The sequence below is a fragment of the Streptomyces sp. NPDC021562 genome, assembly GCF_040640875.1.
Taxonomy (GTDB): domain Bacteria; phylum Actinomycetota; class Actinomycetes; order Streptomycetales; family Streptomycetaceae; genus Streptomyces.
In genome coordinates this window covers 20725-43354 of the sequence record NZ_JBFACN010000040.1, presented here as the reverse complement: position 1 = coordinate 43354, position 22630 = coordinate 20725, and the positions used below count along the sequence as shown (strand labels likewise).

The 22630-nt window shown below is 72.0% G+C and carries 21 protein-coding genes; 6 read left to right on the top strand and 15 right to left on the bottom strand.

Annotated features, from left to right (window positions below):
- Positions 1-443 precede the first annotated feature (443 nt).
- Positions 444-1595 (bottom strand): hypothetical protein, encoded by a 1152-nt coding sequence (locus AB0G52_RS37920; RefSeq protein WP_361343395.1) that lies wholly within the window; start codon positions 1593-1595, stop codon positions 444-446.
- 90 nt (positions 1596-1685) lie between these two features.
- On the bottom strand, positions 1686-2147 hold the full coding sequence (locus tag AB0G52_RS37915) for a DUF2000 domain-containing protein (RefSeq protein ID WP_361343392.1): 462 nt from the start codon (positions 2145-2147) through the stop codon (positions 1686-1688).
- 49 nt (positions 2148-2196) lie between these two features.
- Between AB0G52_RS37915 and AB0G52_RS37910 the strand changes: the two genes are divergently transcribed.
- On the top strand, positions 2197-3045 hold the full coding sequence (locus AB0G52_RS37910) for an AraC family transcriptional regulator (RefSeq protein WP_132892051.1): 849 nt from the start codon (positions 2197-2199) through the stop codon (positions 3043-3045).
- Here AB0G52_RS37910 and AB0G52_RS37905 read toward each other — a convergent pair.
- From AB0G52_RS37905 to mshA, 3 genes are all read right to left on the bottom strand, one after another.
- Positions 3024-4679 (bottom strand): glycosyl hydrolase family 28-related protein, encoded by a 1656-nt coding sequence (locus AB0G52_RS37905; RefSeq protein ID WP_132892052.1) that lies wholly within the window; start codon positions 4677-4679, stop codon positions 3024-3026. The genes AB0G52_RS37910 and AB0G52_RS37905 overlap by 22 nt on opposite strands.
- A 109-nt stretch (positions 4680-4788) precedes the next feature.
- Positions 4789-5298: a YbjN domain-containing protein gene (locus AB0G52_RS37900; RefSeq protein WP_132892053.1), complete on the bottom strand. Its 510-nt coding sequence runs from the start codon at positions 5296-5298 to the stop codon at positions 4789-4791.
- On the bottom strand, positions 5291-6541 hold the full coding sequence (gene mshA, locus AB0G52_RS37895; protein WP_361343433.1) for a D-inositol-3-phosphate glycosyltransferase: 1251 nt from the start codon (positions 6539-6541) through the stop codon (positions 5291-5293). Before mshA ends, AB0G52_RS37900 begins: the two co-directional genes overlap by 8 nt.
- A gap of 250 nt (positions 6542-6791) precedes the next feature.
- Here mshA and AB0G52_RS37890 point away from each other — a divergent pair, with 250 nt between their 5' ends.
- The 3 genes from AB0G52_RS37890 to AB0G52_RS37880 all read left to right on the top strand — a co-directional run bounded on the left by AB0G52_RS37890 (position 6792) and on the right by AB0G52_RS37880 (position 10476).
- On the top strand, positions 6792-7583 hold the full coding sequence (locus tag AB0G52_RS37890; protein ID WP_132892055.1) for a class I SAM-dependent methyltransferase: 792 nt from the start codon (positions 6792-6794) through the stop codon (positions 7581-7583).
- Between the two features lie 193 nt (positions 7584-7776).
- Positions 7777-8895 (top strand): NlpC/P60 family protein, encoded by a 1119-nt coding sequence (locus AB0G52_RS37885; RefSeq protein WP_361343386.1) that lies wholly within the window; start codon positions 7777-7779, stop codon positions 8893-8895.
- 270 nt (positions 8896-9165) lie between these two features.
- Positions 9166-10476, top strand: a complete 1311-nt coding sequence (locus AB0G52_RS37880; RefSeq protein WP_361343383.1) for a fused response regulator/phosphatase — start codon at positions 9166-9168, stop codon at positions 10474-10476.
- A gap of 36 nt (positions 10477-10512) precedes the next feature.
- Here the strand turns inward: AB0G52_RS37880 and AB0G52_RS37875 are convergent, their stop codons facing one another.
- The 4 genes from AB0G52_RS37875 to AB0G52_RS37860 all read right to left on the bottom strand — a co-directional run bounded on the left by AB0G52_RS37875 (position 10513) and on the right by AB0G52_RS37860 (position 13417).
- Positions 10513-10863 (bottom strand): DUF2516 family protein, encoded by a 351-nt coding sequence (locus tag AB0G52_RS37875; RefSeq protein ID WP_132892058.1) that lies wholly within the window; start codon positions 10861-10863, stop codon positions 10513-10515.
- Between the two features lie 118 nt (positions 10864-10981).
- Positions 10982-11626 carry a hypothetical protein gene (locus AB0G52_RS37870; protein ID WP_132892059.1) on the bottom strand — a complete coding sequence of 215 codons (645 nt, stop codon included), beginning with the start codon at positions 11624-11626 and terminating at the stop codon, positions 10982-10984.
- A 77-nt stretch (positions 11627-11703) separates the two neighbouring features.
- Positions 11704-12141, bottom strand: a complete 438-nt coding sequence (locus tag AB0G52_RS37865; protein WP_132892060.1) for a helix-turn-helix transcriptional regulator — start codon at positions 12139-12141, stop codon at positions 11704-11706.
- Between the two features lie 130 nt (positions 12142-12271).
- Entirely contained in the window at positions 12272-13417 is a 1146-nt protein-coding gene (locus tag AB0G52_RS37860) for an NAD(P)/FAD-dependent oxidoreductase (protein WP_361343378.1), read from the bottom strand.
- 53 nt (positions 13418-13470) lie between these two features.
- Between AB0G52_RS37860 and AB0G52_RS37855 the strand changes: the two genes are divergently transcribed.
- Positions 13471-14163 carry a TetR/AcrR family transcriptional regulator C-terminal domain-containing protein gene (locus tag AB0G52_RS37855; RefSeq protein ID WP_132892066.1) on the top strand — a complete coding sequence of 231 codons (693 nt, stop codon included), beginning with the start codon at positions 13471-13473 and terminating at the stop codon, positions 14161-14163.
- Between the two features lie 52 nt (positions 14164-14215).
- Here AB0G52_RS37855 and AB0G52_RS37850 read toward each other — a convergent pair whose 3' ends face one another.
- The 5 genes from AB0G52_RS37850 to AB0G52_RS37830 all read right to left on the bottom strand — a co-directional run bounded on the left by AB0G52_RS37850 (position 14216) and on the right by AB0G52_RS37830 (position 21146).
- A complete protein-coding gene (locus tag AB0G52_RS37850) occupies positions 14216-16219 on the bottom strand; it encodes an AAA family ATPase (protein WP_361343374.1) in 2004 nt (667 codons plus the stop codon).
- A gap of 61 nt (positions 16220-16280) precedes the next feature.
- Positions 16281-16901, bottom strand: coding sequence for a TetR/AcrR family transcriptional regulator (locus tag AB0G52_RS37845; RefSeq protein WP_132892068.1), 621 nt, complete (start codon positions 16899-16901; stop codon positions 16281-16283).
- Positions 16902-16985: 84 nt separating this feature from the next.
- Positions 16986-19043 (bottom strand): aminoglycoside phosphotransferase family protein, encoded by a 2058-nt coding sequence (locus AB0G52_RS37840; RefSeq protein WP_132892148.1) that lies wholly within the window; start codon positions 19041-19043, stop codon positions 16986-16988.
- A 487-nt stretch (positions 19044-19530) separates the two neighbouring features.
- Complete coding sequence (locus AB0G52_RS37835; RefSeq protein ID WP_361343370.1) at positions 19531-20244, bottom strand: HAD-IA family hydrolase; 714 nt, start codon at positions 20242-20244, stop codon at positions 19531-19533.
- 29 nt (positions 20245-20273) lie between these two features.
- Complete coding sequence (locus tag AB0G52_RS37830; protein ID WP_132892070.1) at positions 20274-21146, bottom strand: GntR family transcriptional regulator; 873 nt, start codon at positions 21144-21146, stop codon at positions 20274-20276.
- Positions 21147-21288: 142 nt separating this feature from the next.
- Here AB0G52_RS37830 and AB0G52_RS37825 point away from each other — a divergent pair, with 142 nt between their 5' ends.
- Entirely contained in the window at positions 21289-21480 is a 192-nt protein-coding gene (locus AB0G52_RS37825) for a hypothetical protein (protein ID WP_132892071.1), read from the top strand.
- A 3-nt stretch (positions 21481-21483) separates the two neighbouring features.
- On the opposite strand, the gene AB0G52_RS37820 is transcribed toward AB0G52_RS37825, so the two are convergent.
- Positions 21484-22398, bottom strand: a complete 915-nt coding sequence (locus AB0G52_RS37820) for a winged helix-turn-helix domain-containing protein (RefSeq protein WP_132892072.1) — start codon at positions 22396-22398, stop codon at positions 21484-21486.
- Positions 22399-22630 lie beyond the last annotated feature (232 nt).

Below are 22630 nucleotides of genomic sequence, written 5' to 3'. Positions count from 1 at the left end.
GTATGCGGTGACGGGCAACGCGGCAGATGCGGCTGCCGACCGGCGACGGATGCGGTGACGGGCAAGGCGGCAGATGCGGCTGCCGACCGGCGACGGATGCGGTGACGGGCAAGGCGGCAGATGCGGCTGCCGACCGGCGACGGATGCCGTGACGGGCAACGCGGCAGATGCGGCTGCCGACCGGCGACGGATGCCATGACGGGCAACGCGGCAGATGCGGCTGCCGACCGGCGACGGATGCGGTGACGGGCAAGGCGACGGATGCGGCTGCCGGCGAGGCGGAGGCGGCCGCCGAGGTGTGCCTGACGGTCGCCGCCCCCGCTCGCGCGGCCGTCGCGTCGGACGGGAGCCGGGGCGTGGGAGTGCAACGGCCGTCGTCCTGGTGCCGGCGGCCGACGTGGTGCCTGGCGGTGCGGTGTGGGTCGGGGAGCAGCGCGGCGGTGTCAGTCCGTGCAGCCCGTGACGATGACGGGGCTGCCCGCGCAGTTCGTCGGCGTGTTCCGGGTGATCGTCGCGTCGCGGACCGTGAACTGGTCGGTGGTGTAGACGCCGCCCGGCGCCACCCTGGAGGCGTTGTCGCGGACGTAGGTGTGATCGAGGGTGACGTGTCCGGCGTTGTTGTAGATGCCGCCGGCCCGGGAGGTGCCGTCGCCGTTCGCGCTGTTGGTGAGGACCTTGCTGTCCTCCAGGACGAGCACGGCGTTGCCCGTGGCGTTGTAGATGCCGCCGCCGACGCCCGCCGTGCCTGCGACGACGTTGCCGACGACCTCGGTCTGCGTCAGCCTCAGCCGCGACAGGTTCCAGATCCCGCCGCCCTGGTCACCGGCCGCCGTGTTGTTCGCGACCTTGCTCCCGCTGACCTCCAGGGACGCGCTGCCGCTGTCGGCGATCCCACCGCCCCGCCAGGCCGACGTGTTGCGCCTGACGAGGCTCGCGTCGACGAAGGTGTTGCCGGCGGCCAGGTAGAGCGCGCCGCCGACGCTCCGGGCGTGGTCGCGGCTGAACTCGGTGCCCTGCACGCTCAGCGTGCCCGCGCTGTACACCCCGCCCCCGTAGGCCGCGTTGTCGAACGCCACCCAGCCGTTGCGGACGACCGCCGTGGCGTTCGGGGCCACCGCGACCCCGCCCCCGTTGCCGACGGCGGTGTTGTCGATCACGTCGACGCCGGACAGCGTGAGCCTGCCGCGGCTGTCGACGAGCACTCCCCCGCCGTCCCCGTCGGTGCTGCCGCCGCGGACGGTGAGGTCCTCCAGCCGCAGGTTGCCACCCGCGGCGACGTGGAAGATCCGGAAGGTGGCGGGCGGGTTCCCGGAACGGACGATGGTCGCGCCGTTGCCCCGGATCGTGAGCTTCTGGTCGACGACCGGCAGACCGTCCCCGGTGCTGAAGGGAGCCGTCAGCCGGTAGGTGCAGCCGGCGGCGAGGGAGAGGACCTCGTCCGGTGACGCGGTGGCGACGGCGGTCGTCAGCGCCGTCGAGTTGCAGGCGACCGGCGTGGCGGAGGAGTCGTCGCCGGCCGCTGCCGGTCCGCCCGCCGCACAGGCGACGATCGCCGCCGCGACCACGGCCGAGCTGGGGAATCGGAGGTATCGCATGTTTCTGAGATGCGACATTCACGAGGATGACGGTCGGATACGATCATCAGCTCACCCGGTCACGCCATGCGATTCCTCCGGTCGGCGCAGTCACGGATGCATCCGCGCCCCCTTCAGCACCTTGTCCACCCCGTTCCGCGGGCCGTACACGGCGAGCCCGACCAGGTCCAGCTCGGCGGTGGGTACGGCACGGACCGCCGCGCGGTTGTCGCGGTCGTTGCCGGTCGTGAACAGGTCCGCGGTGAAGACGGCTCGGATCAGCGCCCGGCTCAGGGCCCGCTCGTGCGCCGCCCGCAGCGTCTCCTTCGTCCCCTCGAAGACCAGCACCGGCTGCCGGAACATCGGCAGGTACGCCACCCCGTCGGCGTCCTCGTAGGGCTCCCCGACCACCTCGGGGACGCTCAGGCCCACTCCGCTGACCAGGAACGCGGTGACGTTCAGGCGCTGCCAGGGCTCAAGGTCCTCGCGCAGCAGTACGGCGATCTTCGTGTCGAAACGGACGGGCTCGGTGCCCGTGGAAGTCAGGGAACTCGGGGAACTCAAGGAACTCATGGCATGAGACTGCCGATCGGCGTGCCACCCCGTCTTGTATGTTGTTTGCATGGCCGACCGGCAGCCCGCCACCGCCCGGCAGCCCGCCACCCAGGAGGTCACCGCATGGCGTCCCCGGGTCCCGGGCGTCGCCGAGGTCTTCCACGCGCGCTTCACCGGGTACGCCTACCCGATGCACGTCCACGACGCCTGGACGCTGCTCATCGTGGACGACGGCGCCGTACGGTACGACCTCGACCGGCACGAGCACGGCACCCCGGGCGACACGGTCTCGCTGCTGCCCCCGCACGTGCCGCACAACGGCTCCCCGGCCACCGCGGACGGCTTCCGCAAGCGGGTGGTCTACCTGGACGGGGCGCTGCTCGGCGACGACCTCATCGGGGCCGCCGTCGACGGCCCCGACCTGCGCGACCCCCTGCTGCGGCAGCGCGTCGGCCGGCTCCACACGGCGCTCGCCCGGCCCGGCGACGAGCTGGAGGCCGAGAGCCGCCTCACCCTCATCGGCGAACGGCTGCGCGACCTGCTCCGCCCCCGGCCGGACACCCGCCCGGGGAGCCGCCCGGAGACCCGGCGGCGCCCCGACCCGGCGCTCGCCCGCACCCTGCGCGAACTCCTCGACGAGCGGGTCACCGAGGGGCTCGCCCTGGAGGAGGCCGCACGGCTGCTGTACGCCCATCCGGCCCATCTGGTACGGGCGTTCAGCGGCGCGTACGGCATCGCCCCGCACCAGTACCTGATGTCCCGCCGGGTCGGCCGGGCCCGTCGGCTGCTGCTCGACGGGGTCCCGCCCGGCGAGACGGCCACCGCCACCGGCTTCTACGACCAGGCCCACCTGACCCGGCACTTCAAGAGGCTGGTGGGGGTGACCCCGGGGCGCTACCGGGACAGCGCGCGCTGAGCCTCGTACAGGTTCCGTGGCCGTACCGCGTCCCAGGTGCCGTACAGGTCGAGGCGGGAGTGCAGGTCGCCGGTGAAGTCCGGTACGTCGATCTGGTCGAAGTCGGTGACCGTGTTGAGGCCGACGGTGGCGGAGTACGGGGCGAGGCCGTCGAGGCGCATCAGGCCCGCCCTGCCGTTGGTCACGCGTACGTTCCAGTGGGTGAACCGCGCTCCGAACAGCGGGCCGGCGTTGGCGTCGCCGCCGTGCCGGCCGTTGTTGTCCACCGTGATGTCGGTGCGGACGTTCGCGAAGGGCAGGCCGCGGTGGGAGTCGAAGGTGCCCATCTGCATCTCGCCGCGTGACCAGACGTTGTGGGAGGACAGGCCCTCGACGTTGATGCCGTGCAGCTGGGTGTCGGACGGGGCCGGGACCGTGCGCTGTTCGATCGTGAAGTCCTCGACGAGGTTGTCGTGGGAGCCCTCGCGGCAGAAGTAGGGGTGGTGTTCGCCCCGGCCGCCGACCCGGGTGCGGCGCAGGGTGCAGGCGGAGGCGGCGACCAGCCCGAAGCCGTTGTCGACGTTGCGGACCGTGACGTCGTCCACCCAGCAGTCGTACGCGCACTGCAGGACGACCCCGTTGTAGCCCTTGTCGAGGAGGTGCGGGGACTGCGGGGTCTCCATCACGTCCAGGGTGAGGCCCTCGACCCCGGAGCCGGTCAGCTCCGGCACGTGGGTGGTGAACTGGGGGTTCCACTCGGGGCGCAGGTCCACCGGGAGCGGACGTTCCAGGGTCACCCGGCGGCCGCGGACGGCGGTGACGCGGACGGGCCATTCGTAGGGGACGTAGGACAGCAGCTTGGTCTTGTCCTCCCAGTAGTAGGCCGCGGGGCCCGGACCGCCACCCGACATGTGCTGGAGGAGGGTGTGGGCGGTGTCGTCGGAGACGCGGAGCAGGACCAGGCGGCCGGGGCGGAGCCGGGAGGGGTCGGCGACGGTGACCGTCCAGTCGCCCCGGCGGGCGGGCGCGACGGGCGTCAACTGCTCCCATTCGTCGCGCTTGTTGCCGGTCCAGCCCTCGAACGGCCAAGCCTGTGCCCGGACGGCGGCCACCAGGGAGTCCCAACGGGCTTTCGGCGCCAGCCAGATCAGGCCGCCCGCCCAGGACCACGCCGACTTGGTGCCGCCGTAGCGGGAGCCGTAGGGGCCGATCAGCTCGGTGAGGCTCTTCGTCGCGTACAGGGTGGTGCGGCCGCTGCCCGCGCCGCGCAGCACCACGTTGTCGTACCCGAGCTGGATCAGGCCGTCGATGCGGAAGGTGCCCGGCGGGATGGTGACCGTGCCACCGCCGGCCCTGGCGGCCGCGGCGATGGCACGGTTGATCGCGGGGGCGCAGTCGGTGACGCCGTCGGCCACGGCGCCGTGGGCGCGTACGTCGGTCACCACGGGGAGCCGGCGGATGCGTGCGGCGCCGGCCCGTCCGACGTACGGGATCTGCGGGTGGGTGAAGGGGGTGCGGGTGAACTCGTGCCAGAGGGCGGGGACTTGGGCGTCGGAGGCGCGGGCGGTGCCGACACCGGCGACTGCGGTCGCGGCCACTGCCGTGGCGCCGGCGAGCAGGGTCCGTCTGGTCATGCCGTGGTGCGCGGTGCTCATTCCGCACGTCCTTCCATGCGAGTCAGTCATGGATGTGAACGACGTTCAGATCTGCGTCGAGCGTGAGCATGCCACGGGTGCCTTGCCCCACGAAAGGGCCGTGCAGAGGTCAGTCAGCGGGGCGTTCGATCAGATGCGTGAACGCTTCCAGGTTCCGGGTCGACTCGCCCCGCGACACCCGCCACGCGTACTCCTTGCGGATCGAGGAGGCGAAGCCCAGCTCCAGGAGGGTGTTGAAGGCGCCGTCCGCGGCCTCCAGGACCTGGCCGAGCAGGCGGTCGATCTCGTCGGCGGTGACGGAGCCGAGCGGCAGCCTGCCGGTGAGGTACACGTCGCCGAGCCGGTCGACGGCGTAACTCACGCCGTACAGCCGCAGGTTGCGCTCCAGGAGCCAGCGGTGCACGGCAGGTTCGTTCTCGTCGGGGTGGCGGATGACGAAGGCGTTCAGGGAGAGCGAGTGGCGGCCGACCAGGAGCGAGACGGTGGTCTTCAGCTTGCGGGTGCCGGGGAGCTGCACGACGTAGGTGCCGGACTCGGGGCTCTCCCACTCCAGTTCGGCGTCCTTCAGGACACCCTCGATGACCTGTGCCGCCCGCTGTTCCTGTGAAGCATCACCCATGGGCCGAGCGTACGCGACGGCGGTGGGACTGGGTCGCGGCCAGGTAGACGTCGGCGGTGGCGGCGGCCGCCGTGTCCCAGCCGAAGCACCCGGCGTGCCGGGCGGCGGCGCTGCCGAAGCGGTCCGCCAGGGACGGGTCGTCGGCGAAACGGCCCAGCACGCGCGCGTACGCGGCGGGATCGTGGCCGTGCACCAGGAAGCCGGTCTCGCCGTCCCGGACGGCCACCGGCAGCCCGCCGACCGCCGCGGCGACGACCGGGGTGCCCGCCGCCTGCGCCTCTATCGCCACCAGGCCGAAGGACTCGCTGTAGGAGGGCATCACGAGGACCGAGGCGGCCCGGAACCAGTCCGCGAGCTGCTCCTGCCCGACCGGCGGCCGGAACCGCACCACGTCCGCTATGCCGAGCCGCGCGGCCAGCTTCTGCAGGCCCTCCGGCTTCGCGAGGCCGCTGCCGCTGGGGCCGCCGACGATCGGCACGACGATCCGGGAGCGGAGTTCGGGGCGCTCGTCGAGGAGGACGGCCACGGCACGCAGCAGTACGTCGGGGGCCTTCAGCGGCTGGATGCGGCCCGCGAAGAGCGGGACCAGGGCGTCCTGCGGGAGGCCCAGGCGGGCGCGGGCGGCGGCGCGGCCGTCGCCGGGACAGAACCGGTCGAGGTTCACGCCCGGGTGGACGACGGCGACCTTCGCGGGGTCGGCGCTGTAGTGGTGGACGAGTTCGTCGGCCTCTTCGGAGGTGTTCGCGATCAGCCGGTCGGCGGCGGACACGATCTGGGTCTCGCCGATGACGCGGGCGGCGGGTTCGGGCGTGTCGCCGTCGGCCAGGCTGGCGTTCTTGACCTTGGCCATGGTGTGCATGGCGTGCACGAGGGGGACGCCCCAGCGCTGGGCGGCGAGCCAGCCGACGTGGCCGGAGAGCCAGTAGTGCGAGTGGACGAGGTCGTAGTAGCCGGGGCGGTGGCCGGCCCAGGCCTGCATCACGCCGTGCGTGAAGGCGCACAGCTGCGCCGGGAGGTCCTCCTTGGCGAGCCCCTCGTAGGGACCGGCGTCGACGTGGCGTACGAGGACGCCCGGGGCGAGTTCCACGGTGTGCGGGAGGCCGCCGGCGGTGGCCCTGGTGAAGATCTCCACCTCGATGTCGATCGCGGCGAGGCGCTGCGCGAGCTCCACGATGTAGACGTTCATGCCGCCCGCGTCGCCGGTGCCGGGCTGGTGGAGCGGTGAGGTGTGCACGGAGAGCATGGCGACGCGGCGGGGGCGGCGGGAGCGCAGGAGCCTGCTGACGTACTGGCTCACGTGGCGGTCCTCCTTGTGCGGGCATGCCTTCGGGAGGACGTGGGGGTCCTCTCGCTCTGCAACAGCGGGGGACGGGTTCCCATTCCGGTGGAGGTCAATTTTACCCAGGGATTGCCTGACATCGCTCAACCGTTCGAGGGCGGGGAGCGTAGGGGGTGGGGTACCCGAAGCGGCACTGACACTTACCCTCGTATGCATGACTACCCGCGCCTCCCGCCCCGTGGGGACGGTGACGCGCGGGACCACCAACCCCAATCGGTTGCGCCGCATGGACCGGTGGATCGCCGCGTCCCACGGGGCCGAACTGCGGCGCGCCGGCGACCCCCTGGCCGTCGACCTCGGGTACGGGGCCGCACCCTGGACCGCCGTCGAGCTCCTCGGGCGGCTGCGGACCGTCGCGCCGCGCGCGCGGGTGGTCGGGGTCGAGATCGAGCCCGCGCGGGTGGCCGCCGCGCGGCCGTACGAGCGCGAGGGGCTCGCCTTCCGGCACGGCGGGTTCGAGATCCCCGTCCCCACGCGGCCGTTGCTCATCCGCGCGGCCAACGTGCTGCGGCAGTACGACGAGGGTGAGGTCGGCGGCGTCTGGGAGCGGCTGCGCGCGCGGCTCGCGCCCGGCGGGCTGCTGGTCGAGGGGACCTGCGACGAGATCGGGCGGCGGCACGTGTGGGTGGCGCTCGGGCCCGAAGGGCCGCGCACGGTGACCTTCGCGACCCGGCTGGGCTCGCTCGAACGGCCGTCGGACCTCGCCGAACGGCTGCCGAAGGCGCTGATCCACCGCAATGTGCCGGGCGAGCCGGTGCACGCGTTCCTGCGCGACTTCGACCGCGCCTGGGCGGCGGCCGCGCCCTACGCGGCGTACGGCGCCCGGCAGCGGTGGATCCGGGCGGTACGGGACCTGACGGCCGACTGGCCGGTGACGGACTCGGCGGTGCGCTGGCGGCAGGGGGAAGTGACGGTGGCCTGGGAGGCGTTGGCGCCGGCGGCCTGACGGGGCGGCTCGACGGGAGGGCCGGGAACGATCTCGGTGAGTCGTACGTCACACAGGCGGGGAGATCGTCATGTCCGGGGGGATACCGGGGAGGAACCCACCTGCCGTCACCCCTGTCGCTTTGCGGCGCCGCGTGGCACGATCCTCCCCGTATCACATGTTACTGACGATTAATCAGTTCTGGGGGCGGGAGATGGGACCGGACAAGCACTCCGTCCGGCCGGGTGGGCGCGGAATCCTGGCGACGGCGGTGACGGTGGTCTGCGCGGTGACCGTACTGACGGCACCCGGCACGGCGTTCGCGGCGCCCGGCCCCACACCCTCCCCGAGCGCGTCGCAGAGCGCGTCCCCGAGCCCCTCGGTGACGCTCCCGCCCGACAAGGACCTCGAAGCGGTACAGCGGAAACTGGACGACCTCTACCACGACGCGGCCGTCGCCACCGACGCCTACAACGCCGCCGAGGAGGCCGCCCAGAAGCAGTCGGCCCAGATCGTCGACCTGGCCAAGAAGATCGTCGCGGGGCAGCGGAGACTCGACCTGCTGAAGCAGCGGGCGGGCCGGGCGGCCGCGGCCCAGTACCGCACCGGCGGACTCCCGGACACCGCCCAGCTGATGCTCAGCGACGACCCCTCGGAGTTCCTGGACGGGGCCGGACGGGTGCTCCAGGGCGAGCGCGCCACCAAGGCCCTGATCAGGGAACTGACCCAGACCCAGCAGGACTTGAAGCAGTACGCGGCGGACGCGGCCGACCAGTGGAACAAGCTGGAGGCCGGACGCAAGGCGAAGGCCGCCGCCAAGAAGAAGATCACGGAGCGGATCGCGGCCGCCGAGGAACTCCAGTCGAAGCTCCAGAAGAAGCAGAAGGAGCGACTGGCCGAGCTGGAGCGGCAGGCCGCCTACAAGGCGCAGACCGCCTGGCTGGACACCGGGATACTCGGCGAGATCCACGGCAAGGCCTCCGCGGCCGGCGAGAAGGCGATCGCGTTCGCCACCGCCCAGATCGGCAAGCCGTACGTGTGGGGCGCCGAGGGCCCGGACTCGTACGACTGCTCCGGACTGACCTCGCAGGCCTGGGCGAGCGCCGGCAAGCCGATCCCGCGGACCTCGCAGGAGCAGTGGAAACAGCTCAAGCACGTCGACGTCAAGGACATGCGCCCCGGCGACCTGATCATCTACTTCGACGACGCCAGCCATGTCGCCCTGTACATCGGAGACGGCGCGATCATCCAGGCACCGCGGCCCGGACGGACGGTGTCGGTCGGGGGCGCCGGGACGATGCCGATCCTCGGAGTGGTACGCCCGGACGCATGAGGCGTATTGCCCCTTTCGTGAGCTGTGTCATGTGACCCGGCCCACGGCAACAGCCGCTCAAACCCGGGCGGCACGTGACCTTCGTCATCCCCGTTCCGCCGCCCACTTGCCCAACTGCGGTACGGCACACGGCATATGACAGTGACCTGAGACCGAGCGACGCGGCTCACACCATTCCGTTGCGGTGGCCGGTACCGCTATGGTCCCCGTCGGTGGGGTCGAGTCCCTCGTCCCACCACGCCCTCGGGGGGAGGGAAGGAACCCGACACGATGCCCGTACCCGTACCGCGGCAGAGAGCGATCCCGGCCGTGGAGAGTGGTCAGGCGCCGGCCGCCGTGCCCGCACAGGACGGCGGCCCCCTCAAGGAAGAGGCCAACCGCACGGAAGCCGTCGCGCCGAACGCGGGCGGCACCACTCTCACCCTGCTCCTGATCGAGGACGATCCGGCCGGCTCGCCGATCCTGCCCGAGCTGCGCGACGCGTCCGGCACCTCGATCCGGATCCGCACCGCCCGCAACCTCACCGAGGCCGAGCGGCTGCTGACCGACGACGTCCACTGCATCCTGCTGGACCTGGCGCTGCCCGCGCCGGGCGGCAAGGACACGGAGGGCGAGCTGGCCGTGCTCAAGCACGTGCTGGAGCTCGCGCCCCGTCACGCCGTCCTCGCGCTCACCGCATCCGGTGACGCCGAGCGCGGCACCGAGGCCGTGCGCGTCGGCGCGCAGGACTACCTCTTCCGCGACGAACTGGACGGACGGCTGCTCAGCCGCGCCATCCGGTACGCCGTCGAACGCAAACGCTCCCTCACCACCGAGCGCAAGCTCGCGGAGGGGCGGATGCGGGCGCAGGAGAACCGGCGCCTGGAGCGCGGCCTGCTGCCCACGCCCCTGCTGGAGGGCTCCTCGCTGCGGTTCGCCGCGCGCTACCGCCCCGGCCGCTCCCGGGCCCTGCTCGGCGGCGACTTCTACGACACCGTGCGCACCCCCGACGGCACCGTGCACGCGATGATCGGCGACGTCTGCGGGCACGGCCCGGACGAGGCCGCGCTCGGGGTGGAGCTGCGGATCGCCTGGCGGGCGCTGACCCTGGCGGGGCTCTGCGGCGACCAGCTGCTCGGCACGCTCCAGGAGGTGCTGGAGCACGAGCGCTCGGACGAGGAGATCTTCGCGACGCTCTGCACCGTCGACATAGCGCCGGACGGGCGCCGGGCGGGCCTGTGCCTGGCCGGGCATCCGGCGCCGCTCCTCGCCCGGCCGGGCCGGCCGGCGGAGCTGCTGCCGTACGACAACAACGGCCCGGCGCTCGGCCTGCTGAAGGGTGCCCGGTGGCCCCGGACGCAGGTGGAGCTGGGGGCCGAGTGGAGCCTGATGCTCTACACCGACGGGCTGATCGAGGGCCGGGTGGGGGTCGGCGGGGAGCGGCTCGGGCAGGAGGGGATGGTCGAGATGGTGCGGCGGCAGCTGGACTCCGGGCTGACCGGGGAGGCGTTGCTGCGGGCGGCGGTGAACGAGGTGCGGCAGCTCAATGGGGGCGAGCTGACGGACGACGTGGCCGTCGTGCTGCTGGACCGGGAGGTCTGAGCGGCTCTCCGCGCCGCGGACGCTCCCGGAAAGGGGTCAGCGGCCGCCGTTGTACGGGCCGTACGGGCCGTCGCTGCTGCTGCCGCCGCGGCGGCCCCGCCAGCCGCCGCCTCCGCCCGAGACCTGCTTGAGCGCCGGCCGGACGTCGACGATGTAGACGATGCTCGCCACCACGCCCGCGATCGGGAGGATGGAGAGGATCGAGAAGAGGTAGCTGACGACCAGCGCGATGGCCAGGATGATCAACCAGAAGATCTTGTTCTGCTTGTCGGCCGCGCGGAAGGCGTCCTCCCGCCGGAACGCGGCGTCGAACAGCCCGAACGCCGCCAGCGCCATCAGGACGATCTTCAAAATCCCCAGCAGCCCCGCGAAGCCCAGCATCAGCATGCCGCCACCACCGTTCCTCTCCCGATCCCCGGTCCCCGGTCCCTACGCGCCACCGTACCCGTAGAACGGGCCGGGCACCCTCAAGGTGCCCGGCCCGCTCACGGCGCCGATACGGCCCTTACTTGGCCGGCGGGGTGGTCTTCTTGGCCGTGGGGGTGACCTTGCGGGGCGCCGGGGCCTGGACCTTCTTGGGCGCGGCCGGGGTCTTCTTCACGGCGACCGGCTTGGCCTCGGCGGCCTTGGGCTCGTCGGCCTTCTTCGGCTCCTGCCGGGTCTCGACCGGCTCGGGCTTGCCCTCGACGACGATGGCGAGGTCCTCGATCTCCTCGGCGGCCTCGCCGCGCCAGGTCTTCACGGCCTGCTCGCCGTGCTCGGCGACCTTCTCGTAGGTCTCGCGGGCCTTGACGGCGTACTCGGCGGCCACGCCGACCCCGCGCAGGGCGAGGTCCTGGGCGGACTCACCGAGCTTCTTGAGGTCACCGTCGAGGGAGACGATGAAGTCGTTGACCCGGGTCTGGAGGGTGGCCTGCGCCTCCTTGGCCTTGGCACCGGCCTCCTTCGCACGGGCGGCGGCCTTCTCCTGCACGGCCTTCGGGTCGGTGTTGCGCACGGCCTCGATACGGGCCGGGGCCTCGCTGCGCAGCTGCTCGACCAGGCCGGGGACCTTCTTGGCCTGCTGGAGGGCCAGGTCGGCGGTGCCGGCGGCGAAGTAGAGCGGGGTCGGGTCGCTGAGGGTCTTGCGCAGGTCGTCGGTGATGGCCATGGTGATGGTCCTCCCGTATTAAAGTTCGGCTGAGGGTTTTGTGGTCCGCGGCGCGGCGGCCGGCGCGCTTGGCCGGCTCATCCGGCCGTCCGCCGGGGACCGGTTGCACTGTCGTTCTCTCTGTCGTTCTCAGTCCTGGCACCGCCGTCGACGGCGTCGTCCACCCCGAAGCCGTTCTCCTTGCGGAACGACTCGTAGATCTGCAGGAGCACCTGCTTCTGCCGCTCGTCGAGCGTGGGGTCGGCGAGGATGACCGCACGGGTCTCCACCTCGTTCAGATCCCGCTCGGCGTCGAGGATCCCGGCGCGGACGTACAGCGTCTCGGCGGAGATCCGCAGCGCCTTGGCGACCTGCTGGAGCACCTCCGCGCTCGGCTTGCGCAGCCCGCGCTCGATCTGGCTGAGATACGGATTGGACACCCCGGCGGCATCGGCGAGCTGCCTGAGCGACAGCTGCGCGTTGCGCCGCTGCTCGCGCAGGTACTCACCGAGATTGCCGACGTTGAGCGATGCCATGCCTCCACCGTGCCCCACCCTCGCTAACAATTGCAAGCACCTGCTTGCAATAGTGCGCCGTGTCATACCCGGATGGCGGCCGACTGCCCTGCGTGGAGTAGACGCGAGGTCCCCGGACGATTCGGGGCGTTCATGTCGTCGTGATCGGCGAGGTGCCACTCGTGGGCTGGACCCCGTCGAAGAGGGCGACGGCTGTGGCGGGGTTCGGGCTCAGGAGGCGTTCCAGGCCTGCCGTCGTGATCTGGGCCCACTTGCCGGCCCGTGCCCACATCCGTTCCTCGAAAGCGCGGACGGTGGTGTCCAGATCCTCGGAGCCGGTGGCGAGGGACTCGGCGAGTTCGGCGCCTTCCAGCAGGGCCAGGTTCGCGCCCGCCCCCAGTGGGGGCATCAGGTGGGCGGCGTCGCCCAGCAGCGTCACCCCGGGGACATGGGTCCACGTGTGGCCCACGGGCAGGACGTAAAGCGGGCGGTGGACGAACTCGGGGCCGTGGCGGAGGAGGTCGAGGACGGGAGGAGCCCAGCCGTCGAACAGGGCCAGCAGGCTCGCCCGTACGGCCTCGGCGTCGGCCAGGTCCAGGTGCGCGTGCCAGTCCGGTTCCGCGCGGAACTGGGCGTACACCTTCACGTGGCCACCGCTGTTGCGCTGGGCGACCAGCTTCCGGTGCACCCCGTACACCGCCAGGGAGCCGTCGCCTACCAGCCGGGCGAGGTCGGGGTGGCGGGTGTCCACCTCGTCCAGGGAGGTCTCGACCGTGGTGACGCCGGTGTACTGCGGCGTCACCGGCGAGACCGCCGGACGGGTCCGCGACCAGGCGCCGTCCGCGCCGACCACGAGGTCGAACGTCTCCTGCCGCCCGTCCGCGCCATGGACCACCGCGCCGCCCCCGGCCCCCGGCACCACCCGCGTCACCTCCCGCCCCCACCGGACCTCCATCGGCCCCAGCAGCAGGTCACGAAGTTGCCCGCGGTCGATCTCGGGGTTGGCCAGGTCGTCCGGGCGGGGCTGCCAGTCGCGCAGGACGGTCCCGTCCGTGTCCAGGATGCGCATGGCCTGCGCCTCGGGCCGGGACAGCGCCCGGAACTCCGCCAGCAGGCCCGCCATGTCCAGCGCCCGCTGCCCCAGCCCCTCGTGCAGGTCCAGGGTGCCGCCCGGGGGACGGGCGTCGGGGGCGGGATCGCGTTCGAGGACGGTGACGGGGTGGCCGTGGCGGTACAGGACGCGGGCGAGGGCGAGTCCGCCGGGCCCGGCTCCGATCACTGCGATGCGATGTCTCATGGCGATACACTGTATCGACAGAGTACGGCGTATCACAACGGTACGGTGTGTTCATGACTGTGTGGGACCGGCCCGAGCCGCCGACTCGACCCGTACCCCTCGACCGGGAGCGGATCGTCGCCGCCGCCGTCGCACTGGCCGACGAGGGCGGTCTCGACGCGGTGTCCTTGCGCAAGGTGGCCGCCCGGCTGAACGCCGGACCCATGCGGCTGTACGGCTACATCTCGACCAAGGAGGAGCTGTTCGACCTCATGGTCGACGAGGTCCAGGCCGAGATCCTCCCCGAGGAGCGGCCCGCCGACTGGCGGGAGGCGCTGTCCACCCTCGCCCACCGCACCAGGCGGACCGCGCTGCGGCACGAGTGGCTGGCCGACCTGCTCGGCGGCCGTCCGAGCCTCGGCCCCAACGGCCTGGCCGTGACCGAGGCGACGCTGGCCGCCCTGGACGGCCTCGCCGACGTGGACACCGTCATGCGCGCCGTGGAGACCGTCAGCGCCTACGTCAACGGGGCGGTCAGACGCGAGATCGCGGCCCTGCGGGCCGAGCGCGCCACCGGCCTGTCCGAGCAGGAGTGGCAGCGCGCCCACGGCCCGCACGTGACGCGGATGCTGGCCACGGGCCGCTTCCCGGCACTGGCCAGGGCCGTGCACGACGGCACCGACGTGGATCCCGAGACGACCTTCACGACCGGCCTGGAGTGGGTCCTCGACGCCGTGAGCGGCAAACTCGACCGACCCCCGGCGTAGCCACCACCCGCGGCCCCGCAGCCGGCCTCCCACAGCCGAACGTACCGCCGCGTCAGAAGGGCAGCGGTCGCGCGTGGACGACGTCCAGGCGGGAGACCGCGCGGGTCAGGACCACGTAGAGCCGGTGCGGCCCCCGCTCCTCCCCCTCCGCCACCGCCGCCGGCTCCACGGCCACCACGTGGTCGTACTCCAGGCCCTTGGCCAGACTCGCCGGGACGACGGTCACCCTGGCGCCGGGGTCGGCCGGGTCCGCCGGGGCGATGCCCGCCGACGTCAGGGCCTCGCGCACGGCGGCCGCCTCCGGGTCCGCCGTGATCACCCCGACCGAACCCTCCCGGGTCAGGGCGTCCCGTACCGCGGTCACCGTCGTCGCGAGCACGTCGTCCGTGGGGCGCAGGGTCAGCTCCCCGTCCGTGCGGAACGACCTGGCCTCCGGGACGTCGGTGCCGAGCCGCCGCAGCAGCCGGTTCGTGAGCTCCACGACCGCCGCCGGGACGCGGAAACCCGTGGTGAGCGGGACCACCCTCGCGTCCGGCTTTCCCAGGTGGTGCAGCACGGTGTCCCAGCTCCGCGCCGCCCAGGGGGTCGTGGCCTGGGCCAGGTCGCCGAGGACGGTGAGGGAGCCGAAGGCGGCCCGGCGGGCGATCGCCCGGCACTCCATGGGAGACAGGTCCTGGGCCTCGTCGACGACGATGTGGCCGTACCCCTCGGGGTGTGCCACGAGTCCGGCGACCTCGTCGAGGAGGACCAGATCGGCGGCCGACCAGCGGGCGGACCGGTACGAGCGCGGCGGCCGGGACCAGTGGAGGTGCCGCTGTTCGGCGGGGGTGAACACGCCGTCGGCGGCGCGGGCCAGCACAGCCGGGTCCGAGAGGAGCCCGGCCAGCACCTCCTCCGGCCGGACCTTCGGCCAGACCGTGTCGAGGTAGGCGCTCATGGCCCGGGAGCGTTCCAGACGCCGGGTCCAGGTGGCCGGCTGCGGTCCCGCCCGGCGTTCGGCCAGCAGCTGCACTTCCCGCATCGCGCGCCCCCTGACCCGCTCGCGGCCGACGGCGTACGGCGGTTCCTCGTCCCGTACCGCCTCGACGATCCGGACCAGCGCCTCGGCGGCCACCCGCCAGGTGTAGGTGCCGTCCGAGAGTGACAGCGGGGTGATGCCCGCGGTGGAGACGTGCGCGTACACGGCGCGGCGCAGGACCTCGGCCATCCGGGGGTCGTGCTTGAGCGCGGCGGTGCGGTCGGGGTCGGTGGCGGTGGCCGGGTGGCGGGCGATCTCCTCGCCGAGGGTGGTCTGGCGTACGCCGGTCTCGCCGAGGGCGGGCAGCACCTCGGAGATGTAGGAGAGGAAGGTCCGGTTGGGGCCGAGGATGAGCAGGCCGGAGCGGCGGACGCGCTGGGGGTGGGTGTAGAGCAGGTAGGCGGCCCGGTGCAGGCCGACGGCGGTCTTGCCGGTGCCCGGGGCGCCCTGCACGCAGACGGAGTCGGTGAGGTCGGCGCGTACCAGGTCGTCCTGGTCGGGCTGGATGGTGGCGGCGATGTCGCGCATGGGGCCGACGCGGGGGCGTTCGATCTCCCGGGTGAGGAGGGTGCCGGTGCCCGACTCGCCCTTGCCGAGGCGTTCGTCCTCCATCCCGGTGAGGTCGGCGGAGTCGCCGCGGCTGCCGGGGGCCCAGCCGAACCGGCGCCGTACCGCGACGCCCTGGGGGTCGTCGGGGCCGGCCTGGTAGAAGGCGCGGGAGACGGGGGCGCGCCAGTCGACGACGAGGGGCGGGGCGGTCGGTTCCTCGCTGATCCGCAGCCGGCCGATGCGGTAGCTCTGCCCGGCGTGCTCGCCCGCCTCGAAGTCGAGCTTGCCGAAGAACAGGGGGCCCTCGGGCAGCTCGCGCATCTGCTTGGCCCGGCTGCGCAGCCGGTACCCGAGCACCTCGGCGTCGGCACCGGAGGCCGAGACGTCCTCGCCGGTGACGACGTGCTCGGCGGCGCCCTCGACCATCCGGGCGAGGGCGGCTCGGCAGGTGTCGTGGTAGGCGCGTTCGCGGTCGAGTTCCTCCTGCATGGGGACAGCGTAGACGAGGAAACGTGACCGGGTAACATTTTTTACCGGGGCTCAGCAGGACTCAGTCGTGGTCCGCGAGCGCCTGTTCCAGCCGCGCGAACGCCCGCTCCGCCGCCCGTACCGCGTCCTCCCGGACGTCCTCCACCCGCTCCCCCGCCACGATCCGCCGCCAGTTGTCCTGCGCGAGGATCCGCTGGACGGCGATGATCTGACCGGCGGCCAGCCGGGCGTCCAGGGTGCCGCCGAGTGCCTCGGCCAGCGCCGCCTCGGAACGCTCCAGGTAGGCGTGCTGGCGGGCGACGAGGGTGGCGGTGCTGTTGAGGAGGGTGTGGAAGGCGAGCACCTGGGGGTGGTCGTTGAGGCCGGTGACCGGGTCGTTGTGGGCGAGACCGGAGAGGAAGCGGTCGCGCAGGACGCCGACCGGTGACCGGGCGCCGCCCCGGGAGGCCTCCGCGACCAGCCGGGCGGACTCCGTCTCGTGGTCGGCGATCCGGTGCAGGACCAGGTCCTCCTTGGCGGGGAAGTACCGGAACAGGGTCGGTTTGGAGATTCCGGCGGCGGCGGCCACCTCGGCGACCGACACGGCATCGAACCCCTTCGCCAGGAACAGCCGTACGGCGACGTCCGACACGTCCTCGTACATCCGCCGCTTCTTCAGTTCCCGCAGGCCCATCTCACCCATGGGGCGAGCCTACGCAGGGAGCGCGTCAGAGAGCGGTCCCCCGACGCCAGGGCGGCCGCTCGGCGAGCGGCATGTCCCCCTCGGTCAGAGTGCGGGCAAGATGTGGTGCGCCGTCGCCCGGCCGGGCAGGCCCAGGGATCCCTTGGCCGCCGCCAGCGTCATGGCGTACGAGTCCAGGGCCCGCCGGACGTTGGGAGCGTCCACGCTCGCTCCGGTGACCAGCCGGTCGAGATCGACGTAGGCCGAGCGGACGATCTCGATCCATCGGTACACCCGCCAGTCCTGTTGCCAGGCGTGGGTGAACTCGGGCTCCAGCCTGCGCACCCAGCGGCGGAACATCCGGTCGCGGATCTCCGGCCGGGTCGGGGTCAGGTGCATGTGCCGCACCAGGTCGTACAGCGGGTCGCCGACCAGCGCCATCTCCCAGTCGATGATGGTCAGGGCGAGCCCGTCGTCGCGGCGGACCAGGTTCCAGGGGTTGAGGTCGCCGTGCAGCAGGGCCGGGGCCCGACGGCTGACGCGGTGCCGGGTGAGGATCTGCCGCAGCCGTCCGGCGTCGGGGAGGCCCACGATGCGGGCGAGTTGCTGGGACTCCTTGGGGAGCCCGGCGACCAGGGCGACGAGTTGTTCGCTCAGCCAGTGGTAGAAGTCGGGTTCGCCGGAGGCGGGGTCGAGCTGGGTGTGGTCGACCCCGGTGAGCGCCGCCAGCTGGTCGACGAGCCCGTCGGCCTCCTGCGGCCGGAGCCCGTGCACCGGGTGGTCGGGTTTGCGCCCGGTGTCGCCACCCGGGGCCTCGTAGGTGTGAATGGCGAAGCGGTCCCGCGAGTAGGCGGGGTGGTGACGGGAGTGGCTCTCCCCCAGCGCCAGGACCCGGGGGGCGGCCACAGCGGCTCCGGAGCGCTCGATCGCCCGCAGCACCGCATGCTCACTGAGGTAGCTGCGCTCACGACGACACGCGTGCGGCACCTTACGGCGGATCACCACGGGAAAGTCGATGCCCGGCACCCGGATCACCGAGTTGAGGTGTGCGGTGCCCTTGAACACATGGCGGGCCGGTGCGGTCGCCTCCAGCGACAGTGCCGCGCTCACCGCCGAGTGCGGGAAGTCCGGGTGTTCGGGCACCCGCCGGTCCTGCCGCCATTCCATGACCTCGCCGGTCCGGCCGCGCTGCGCGGCTCCCTTGGCCGTCGCGGAGACCGCCCAGCGGAACAGGACGTGCTCGATCTCCCGTTCGCCGGGCACCGTGCGCAGCCGCAGCGGTTCGGCGGCGGCCTGCAGGGCGCGGCCGACGGACGCCGTCGCCGACCGGAGGTTCTGTTCGTCGAAGGACCCCTCCAGGGATTTCGCGGCCCGCATCACGTCCGGGTAGACGGACTGGGCCCGCTCGAAGTCCACGTAGTGGCCGAGGTCCTTGGTCACCCCGTGCGTGGCGGCCGGCCGTACCGCGCGCACGGCCGCCGCCCAGGCGTCGACGACCTCGTCCCACTGCTGTGCCGGGTAGTCCATCCTGACCAGATGGACCGCCAGGTCGTGCAGCGGATCACCGAAAGTGGCCAGCTCCCAGTCCACGCAGGTGAGCGGCGGGCCGCCGTCCGGCGAGACGACGAGGTTGTCGCGGTGCAGGTCCCCGTGGAGGAGGCTGTACGGGCGCCGGGCCATCCACGGCACGCGCTCGGCGAAGCGGAGCAGGGCGTCCTCGGGGATGCCGAGGGCGGCGAACAGCCAGCCGTACGCGGAAGCGTTGGCCTGGCGGATCTGCAGGTCCGCCGTCCTGGCCAGCGTCCGCAGGAAGCTCTGGCTGTCCGTGTGGTTCCGCGGCCACGTCGGCGGAAGCGGCGGCAGTGCCGTACCGCGCACCTGGGTCATCCTGGCGAAGAGCTGCGCCGTCTCCCTCAGCAGGAGGGCGTCGACCGGTTTGCCGTTCTCGCAGACGCTGGAGAGCGGGACTCCTTCCACATAGCTGTGGATGGTGAAGCGATTCCCCTCGAAGAGGCACTCGGGCACGTGGGGCAGCACGCCTGTGATCGCCCGCAGGATCCGCGCCTCGTCGTCCCACGTCCGGATCACCACGGGGAGGGCGTCGGTCCTGCGCACCCGGACGGTCACGGCGGTACCGGGTGGCCGGCCCAACAGCCGGGCCATCGGCTCGGTGAGCGGCAGCACGTAGTTCTGGTGGTGGTGGCCGCCGCTCGCCAGGCCCCACTGCGCGGCATGGCCCAGGAACGCCTCGTACTCCTCGTCGGGCAGAGGCCTGCCGAGTGCTCCCCCGGCGACGCCGGCGGGGACAGACGGTGCACCCACTGGTCGCTCCGGGGGTGGTACGCGCGCGTTGGTCGCGGGGATCGGGCAGGGAAACGGTATTGCCAGGTGACGCACGACACGACTGGAGGGGCGACGGAGTGACCCTGTCGAGTGAAGGGTCGCTCGTATGTACGGTCACCCGTTGGCGCGGTCGTCCGAGACTGGCTCTTTGGGCCATCCCCTCATACGCACGCAACCGAGCGGTTGCTCAGGCGGTTCCGCACTCTAGCGCAGCGGAGCCCCTTCCGGATCACGCTGCCGCTACGGCTGGAAGGCGAGCAGGTTCCAGCCGGGTGATGGCGTGCCTGGGACCGGGTTGCGCCGGTGTCTACGGTCGCACCATCGCCAGCAGGGGTTTCAGGGAGCCGACGACATGGGTTGCGCCCGCCTCGGTCAGGAGCTTGGCCTTGCGTTCGTTACGCGCGTAGCCGAGGAACGGGACCCCGGCGGCGCGTGCCGCCTCCAGGTCCGTGGGCGAGTCGCCGATCATCAGGGCCGCGTCGGGGGCGGCGCCCATCGCGTTGAGCGCGCGGTTGAGGCAGTGCGGGTCGGGTTTGAGGCGGTGCAGGTCCTGGGTGCGGCCGTAGATGTGCGGGGCGAAGCAGGCGGTGAGGGCGCGGCCGTCGAGGTAGGCCCGGACCACCCGGGGTGAGTTGTTGGTGGTCACCGCCATCCGCGCGCCCAGCGCTCGCCACGTCTGTATCAGGACGTCCGCGTACTTCGTGGGCATCGCCGTCGAGGTGGCCCGCAGTTCCTCCTTCGTGAGGCGCTCCTCCAGCTCGGCCACCAGGTCACTGCCGGGATGCCGGCGGTCCACGGCGCGCAGCACGAGGTGCGGGTCGAGGGAGTCGCGCTCGGTCTCCGTGACCAGGCCGCGCAGTCCTCGGCTCGCCAGCCACGCCACCAGGCCGTCGGCGACCAGTTCCGCCGAGTGGCCCGCGAACAGGCGGCAGATCGGCCCGTCGAAGTCCCACAGGACGACGCGAGCGCTTCTGATCAGTTCCGTGAGTTCTTCGGTCGCGTTCTCGTTGTCGGCCGTCACCGGTTCAGTCTGCGTCGTATCAGAAGTCACTAGGAGAGTGTCAGGTCCGTGGTGATGGTTTCCCAGAGGGCGTCGAACCACATCTGCGATTGGTCCACGAACGCGGCGTCGCGATGGCCGGACCGTCTCTCGAAGGAGAAGAGGAGGGACTCGGAGCCCACGGCGTCGTACATGTCGAGCATGCCCGCCTCCGTCTGCTCCTCGCGACGCGTGACCATGTAATAGGCGAAGAGGGCCTCGGTCCCGTTGAGCAGGTAGAGCTTGACCGGAGGGGTGAACGGCAGGGCCCGGAAGGTGACGTTCACGTCGATCTTGTGGGTGGAGCGCAGGCCCTGGAGGTTGTACTGGAGGACCTGCCCCTGGGCGTTGCGCATGCCGAGCCAGCGGTTGTGGACGGTGTCCCCGTCGCCCTCGACCGCCGCGGTCGGGAAGGCCAGCTGGATGTCCCGGCTGGGCAGCAGCACGCGGACGTCGATGCGCTCGGGGCGGATCCGGCCCTCGTGGATCATCCGCAGCGGCTCGGCCAGCGCGGGCAGCAGGCTCTGGGCGGTGAGGCAGGCCGCGTCGATGCGGACGTGCGGGGCGGCGAACGCCTCGGTGACGCGGGGCCCGAGGCCCACCATCGTCGGCTGGGGCTCGTCGAGCGCCGGGGACGGCGGCTCGGCGATGCGCGGCGGGCTGCCCTTGCTGACGTTGGTCAGCAGGCCGTCGTCCTGGAGCACCCGCACGGCCTGGCGCACGGCACCGCGCTCCACGCCGAACTCCTCGGCCAGCTCCGCCTGGGTGGGCAGGCGGTCACCCACCTTGAGGTCGCCCGTGCGGATGCGTTCCCGCAGGGTCCGGGCGATCTCCTGAGGTGTGCTGCCGGTGCTCACTGCCACGTTCTCCTGGGTCACGACCAAACGCTACAACTTTGATCCATCTACGGGGAGTTGTTTGAAGATTGGTTATAAGTTACAGCCAACTGGGGACAACATAGTCAGAGTTGGTTACCAACTTGGCCGAGTTGGTGGAAGCTTGCTTCCCGACGATGGGGGAACCGACATGCCCGCCGCCCTCGCTCTTCTCTCAGCCGTCTTCGTTCTCGGTTTCGAACAGTTCGTCCAGTCGACGTACGGTGCCACTGGCATTATCGGTCTGCTGCTGCTCACCGTGGGGATCAGGGCCAAGAGCCCGGCGTTCAGCTCCGCCGGCGCGGTCCTGCTCGCCCTGGTGCTCACGGGCCCCGCCCTGTAGGCGTCAGCCCGACAGCTCCAGGTCCGAACTGATCGTCTGCCACAGGGCGTTGAACCAGAGCACGGACTGGTCGACGAACGTGGTGTCCCGCAGGCCCGCGCCCCGCTCGAAGGCGAACAGCATCGAACGGGTGCCCACGGCGTCGTACGTCTCCAGGTGCTCGTGGCCGATCTCCCGTTCGTGGCGCCCCAGCGTGTAGTAGGCGAACAGCGCCTCGTCCCCGTTGAGCAGGTACAGCTTGACCGGCGGGGTGAACGGCAGCGCCCGGAAGGTGACGTGCACGTCGATGCCGTGGGTGGCGCGCAGGGCCAGCAGGTTGTGCCGCAGCACCTGGCCCTGCGCGTTGCGCTGGGCCAGCCAGCGCTTGTGCACCGCGTCCTCCGCCGAGGCGTCCACCGCCGTCGGGAACGCGAGGTCGATGCTCCGGCTCGGCAGCAGCACCCGGACGTCGATCTTGGCCGGTTCCAGTAGCCCCGCGTGGATGAAGCGCAACGGCTCGCCGAGGGCGAGGTTGAGGGAGACCGAGGTCAGGCAGAGCGCGTCGATCCGCACGTGCCGGGCCGCGAAGGCCGCCTCTATCCGGGGCGTGAGGCCGACCATGGTGGGCAACGGCGGCGCCTCCGGCCCCAGGGGAAGCTCCACTGTGCCGGTGCCCCTGGCCACGGTCGCCGGGCTGCCCTTCGTCACGTTCGTGAGCAGGTGCTCCGACTGCAGGATGCGCAGGGCCTGCCGGACGGCCCCCCGCTCGACCCCGAACTCGTCGGCCAGCTTGGCCTGCGTGGGCATGCGCTCACCCGGCCGCAGCACCCCGGACCTGATCCGGGTGCGCAGCGCGTCGGCCACCTCGCGGTGTGACGCAAGAGGCCGCTGCGGCCTCTTCCGCCCATTGGCGGAGGCGTGTTCGGGGTCCACAGACAAACGTTACAACTTCCCGCCATCTTTAGGCAGTTCGCGGAAAGGTGGTTATGAGTCGCTTCCAAGCGGAGATAAGTACAGTTGAGTTGGTCACCAACTCGTACAACATGGTCTTACTTCTTCGGCGGTTGGCCGAACGGGTTCCCTTCCGGAGGGGAGCCGGGAGCCCGGTCACTCAGGGCGGCCGACGAGGCGCACGACCAGCACAGCCACAACTGAACACCGACAACCGAAC

Coding starts and splice junctions, on each gene's coding strand:
- AB0G52_RS37880 (WP_361343383.1), top strand. CDS start 9,166: ATGCCCGTACCCGTACCGCGGCAGAGAGCGATCCCGGCCGTGGAGAGT.
- AB0G52_RS37905 (WP_132892052.1), bottom strand. CDS start 4,679: ATGAGCACCGCGCACCACGGCATGACCAGACGGACCCTGCTCGCCGGC.
- AB0G52_RS37915 (WP_361343392.1), bottom strand. CDS start 2,147: ATGAGTTCCTTGAGTTCCCCGAGTTCCCTGACTTCCACGGGCACCGAG.
- AB0G52_RS37825 (WP_132892071.1), top strand. CDS start 21,289: ATGCCCGCCGCCCTCGCTCTTCTCTCAGCCGTCTTCGTTCTCGGTTTC.
- AB0G52_RS37840 (WP_132892148.1), bottom strand. CDS start 19,043: ATGGCCCGGCTGTTGGGCCGGCCACCCGGTACCGCCGTGACCGTCCGG.
- AB0G52_RS37900 (WP_132892053.1), bottom strand. CDS start 5,298: ATGGGTGATGCTTCACAGGAACAGCGGGCGGCACAGGTCATCGAGGGT.
- AB0G52_RS37845 (WP_132892068.1), bottom strand. CDS start 16,901: ATGGGTGAGATGGGCCTGCGGGAACTGAAGAAGCGGCGGATGTACGAG.
- mshA (WP_361343433.1), bottom strand. CDS start 6,541: ATGCTCTCCGTGCACACCTCACCGCTCCACCAGCCCGGCACCGGCGAC.
- AB0G52_RS37860 (WP_361343378.1), bottom strand. CDS start 13,417: ATGAGACATCGCATCGCAGTGATCGGAGCCGGGCCCGGCGGACTCGCC.
- AB0G52_RS37850 (WP_361343374.1), bottom strand. CDS start 16,219: ATGCAGGAGGAACTCGACCGCGAACGCGCCTACCACGACACCTGCCGA.
- AB0G52_RS37920 (WP_361343395.1), bottom strand. CDS start 1,595: ATGCGATACCTCCGATTCCCCAGCTCGGCCGTGGTCGCGGCGGCGATC.
- AB0G52_RS37890 (WP_132892055.1), top strand. CDS start 6,792: ATGACTACCCGCGCCTCCCGCCCCGTGGGGACGGTGACGCGCGGGACC.
- AB0G52_RS37855 (WP_132892066.1), top strand. CDS start 13,471: ATGACTGTGTGGGACCGGCCCGAGCCGCCGACTCGACCCGTACCCCTC.
- AB0G52_RS37870 (WP_132892059.1), bottom strand. CDS start 11,626: ATGGCCATCACCGACGACCTGCGCAAGACCCTCAGCGACCCGACCCCG.
- AB0G52_RS37910 (WP_132892051.1), top strand. CDS start 2,197: ATGGCCGACCGGCAGCCCGCCACCGCCCGGCAGCCCGCCACCCAGGAG.
- AB0G52_RS37885 (WP_361343386.1), top strand. CDS start 7,777: ATGGGACCGGACAAGCACTCCGTCCGGCCGGGTGGGCGCGGAATCCTG.
- AB0G52_RS37865 (WP_132892060.1), bottom strand. CDS start 12,141: ATGGCATCGCTCAACGTCGGCAATCTCGGTGAGTACCTGCGCGAGCAG.
- AB0G52_RS37875 (WP_132892058.1), bottom strand. CDS start 10,863: ATGCTGATGCTGGGCTTCGCGGGGCTGCTGGGGATTTTGAAGATCGTC.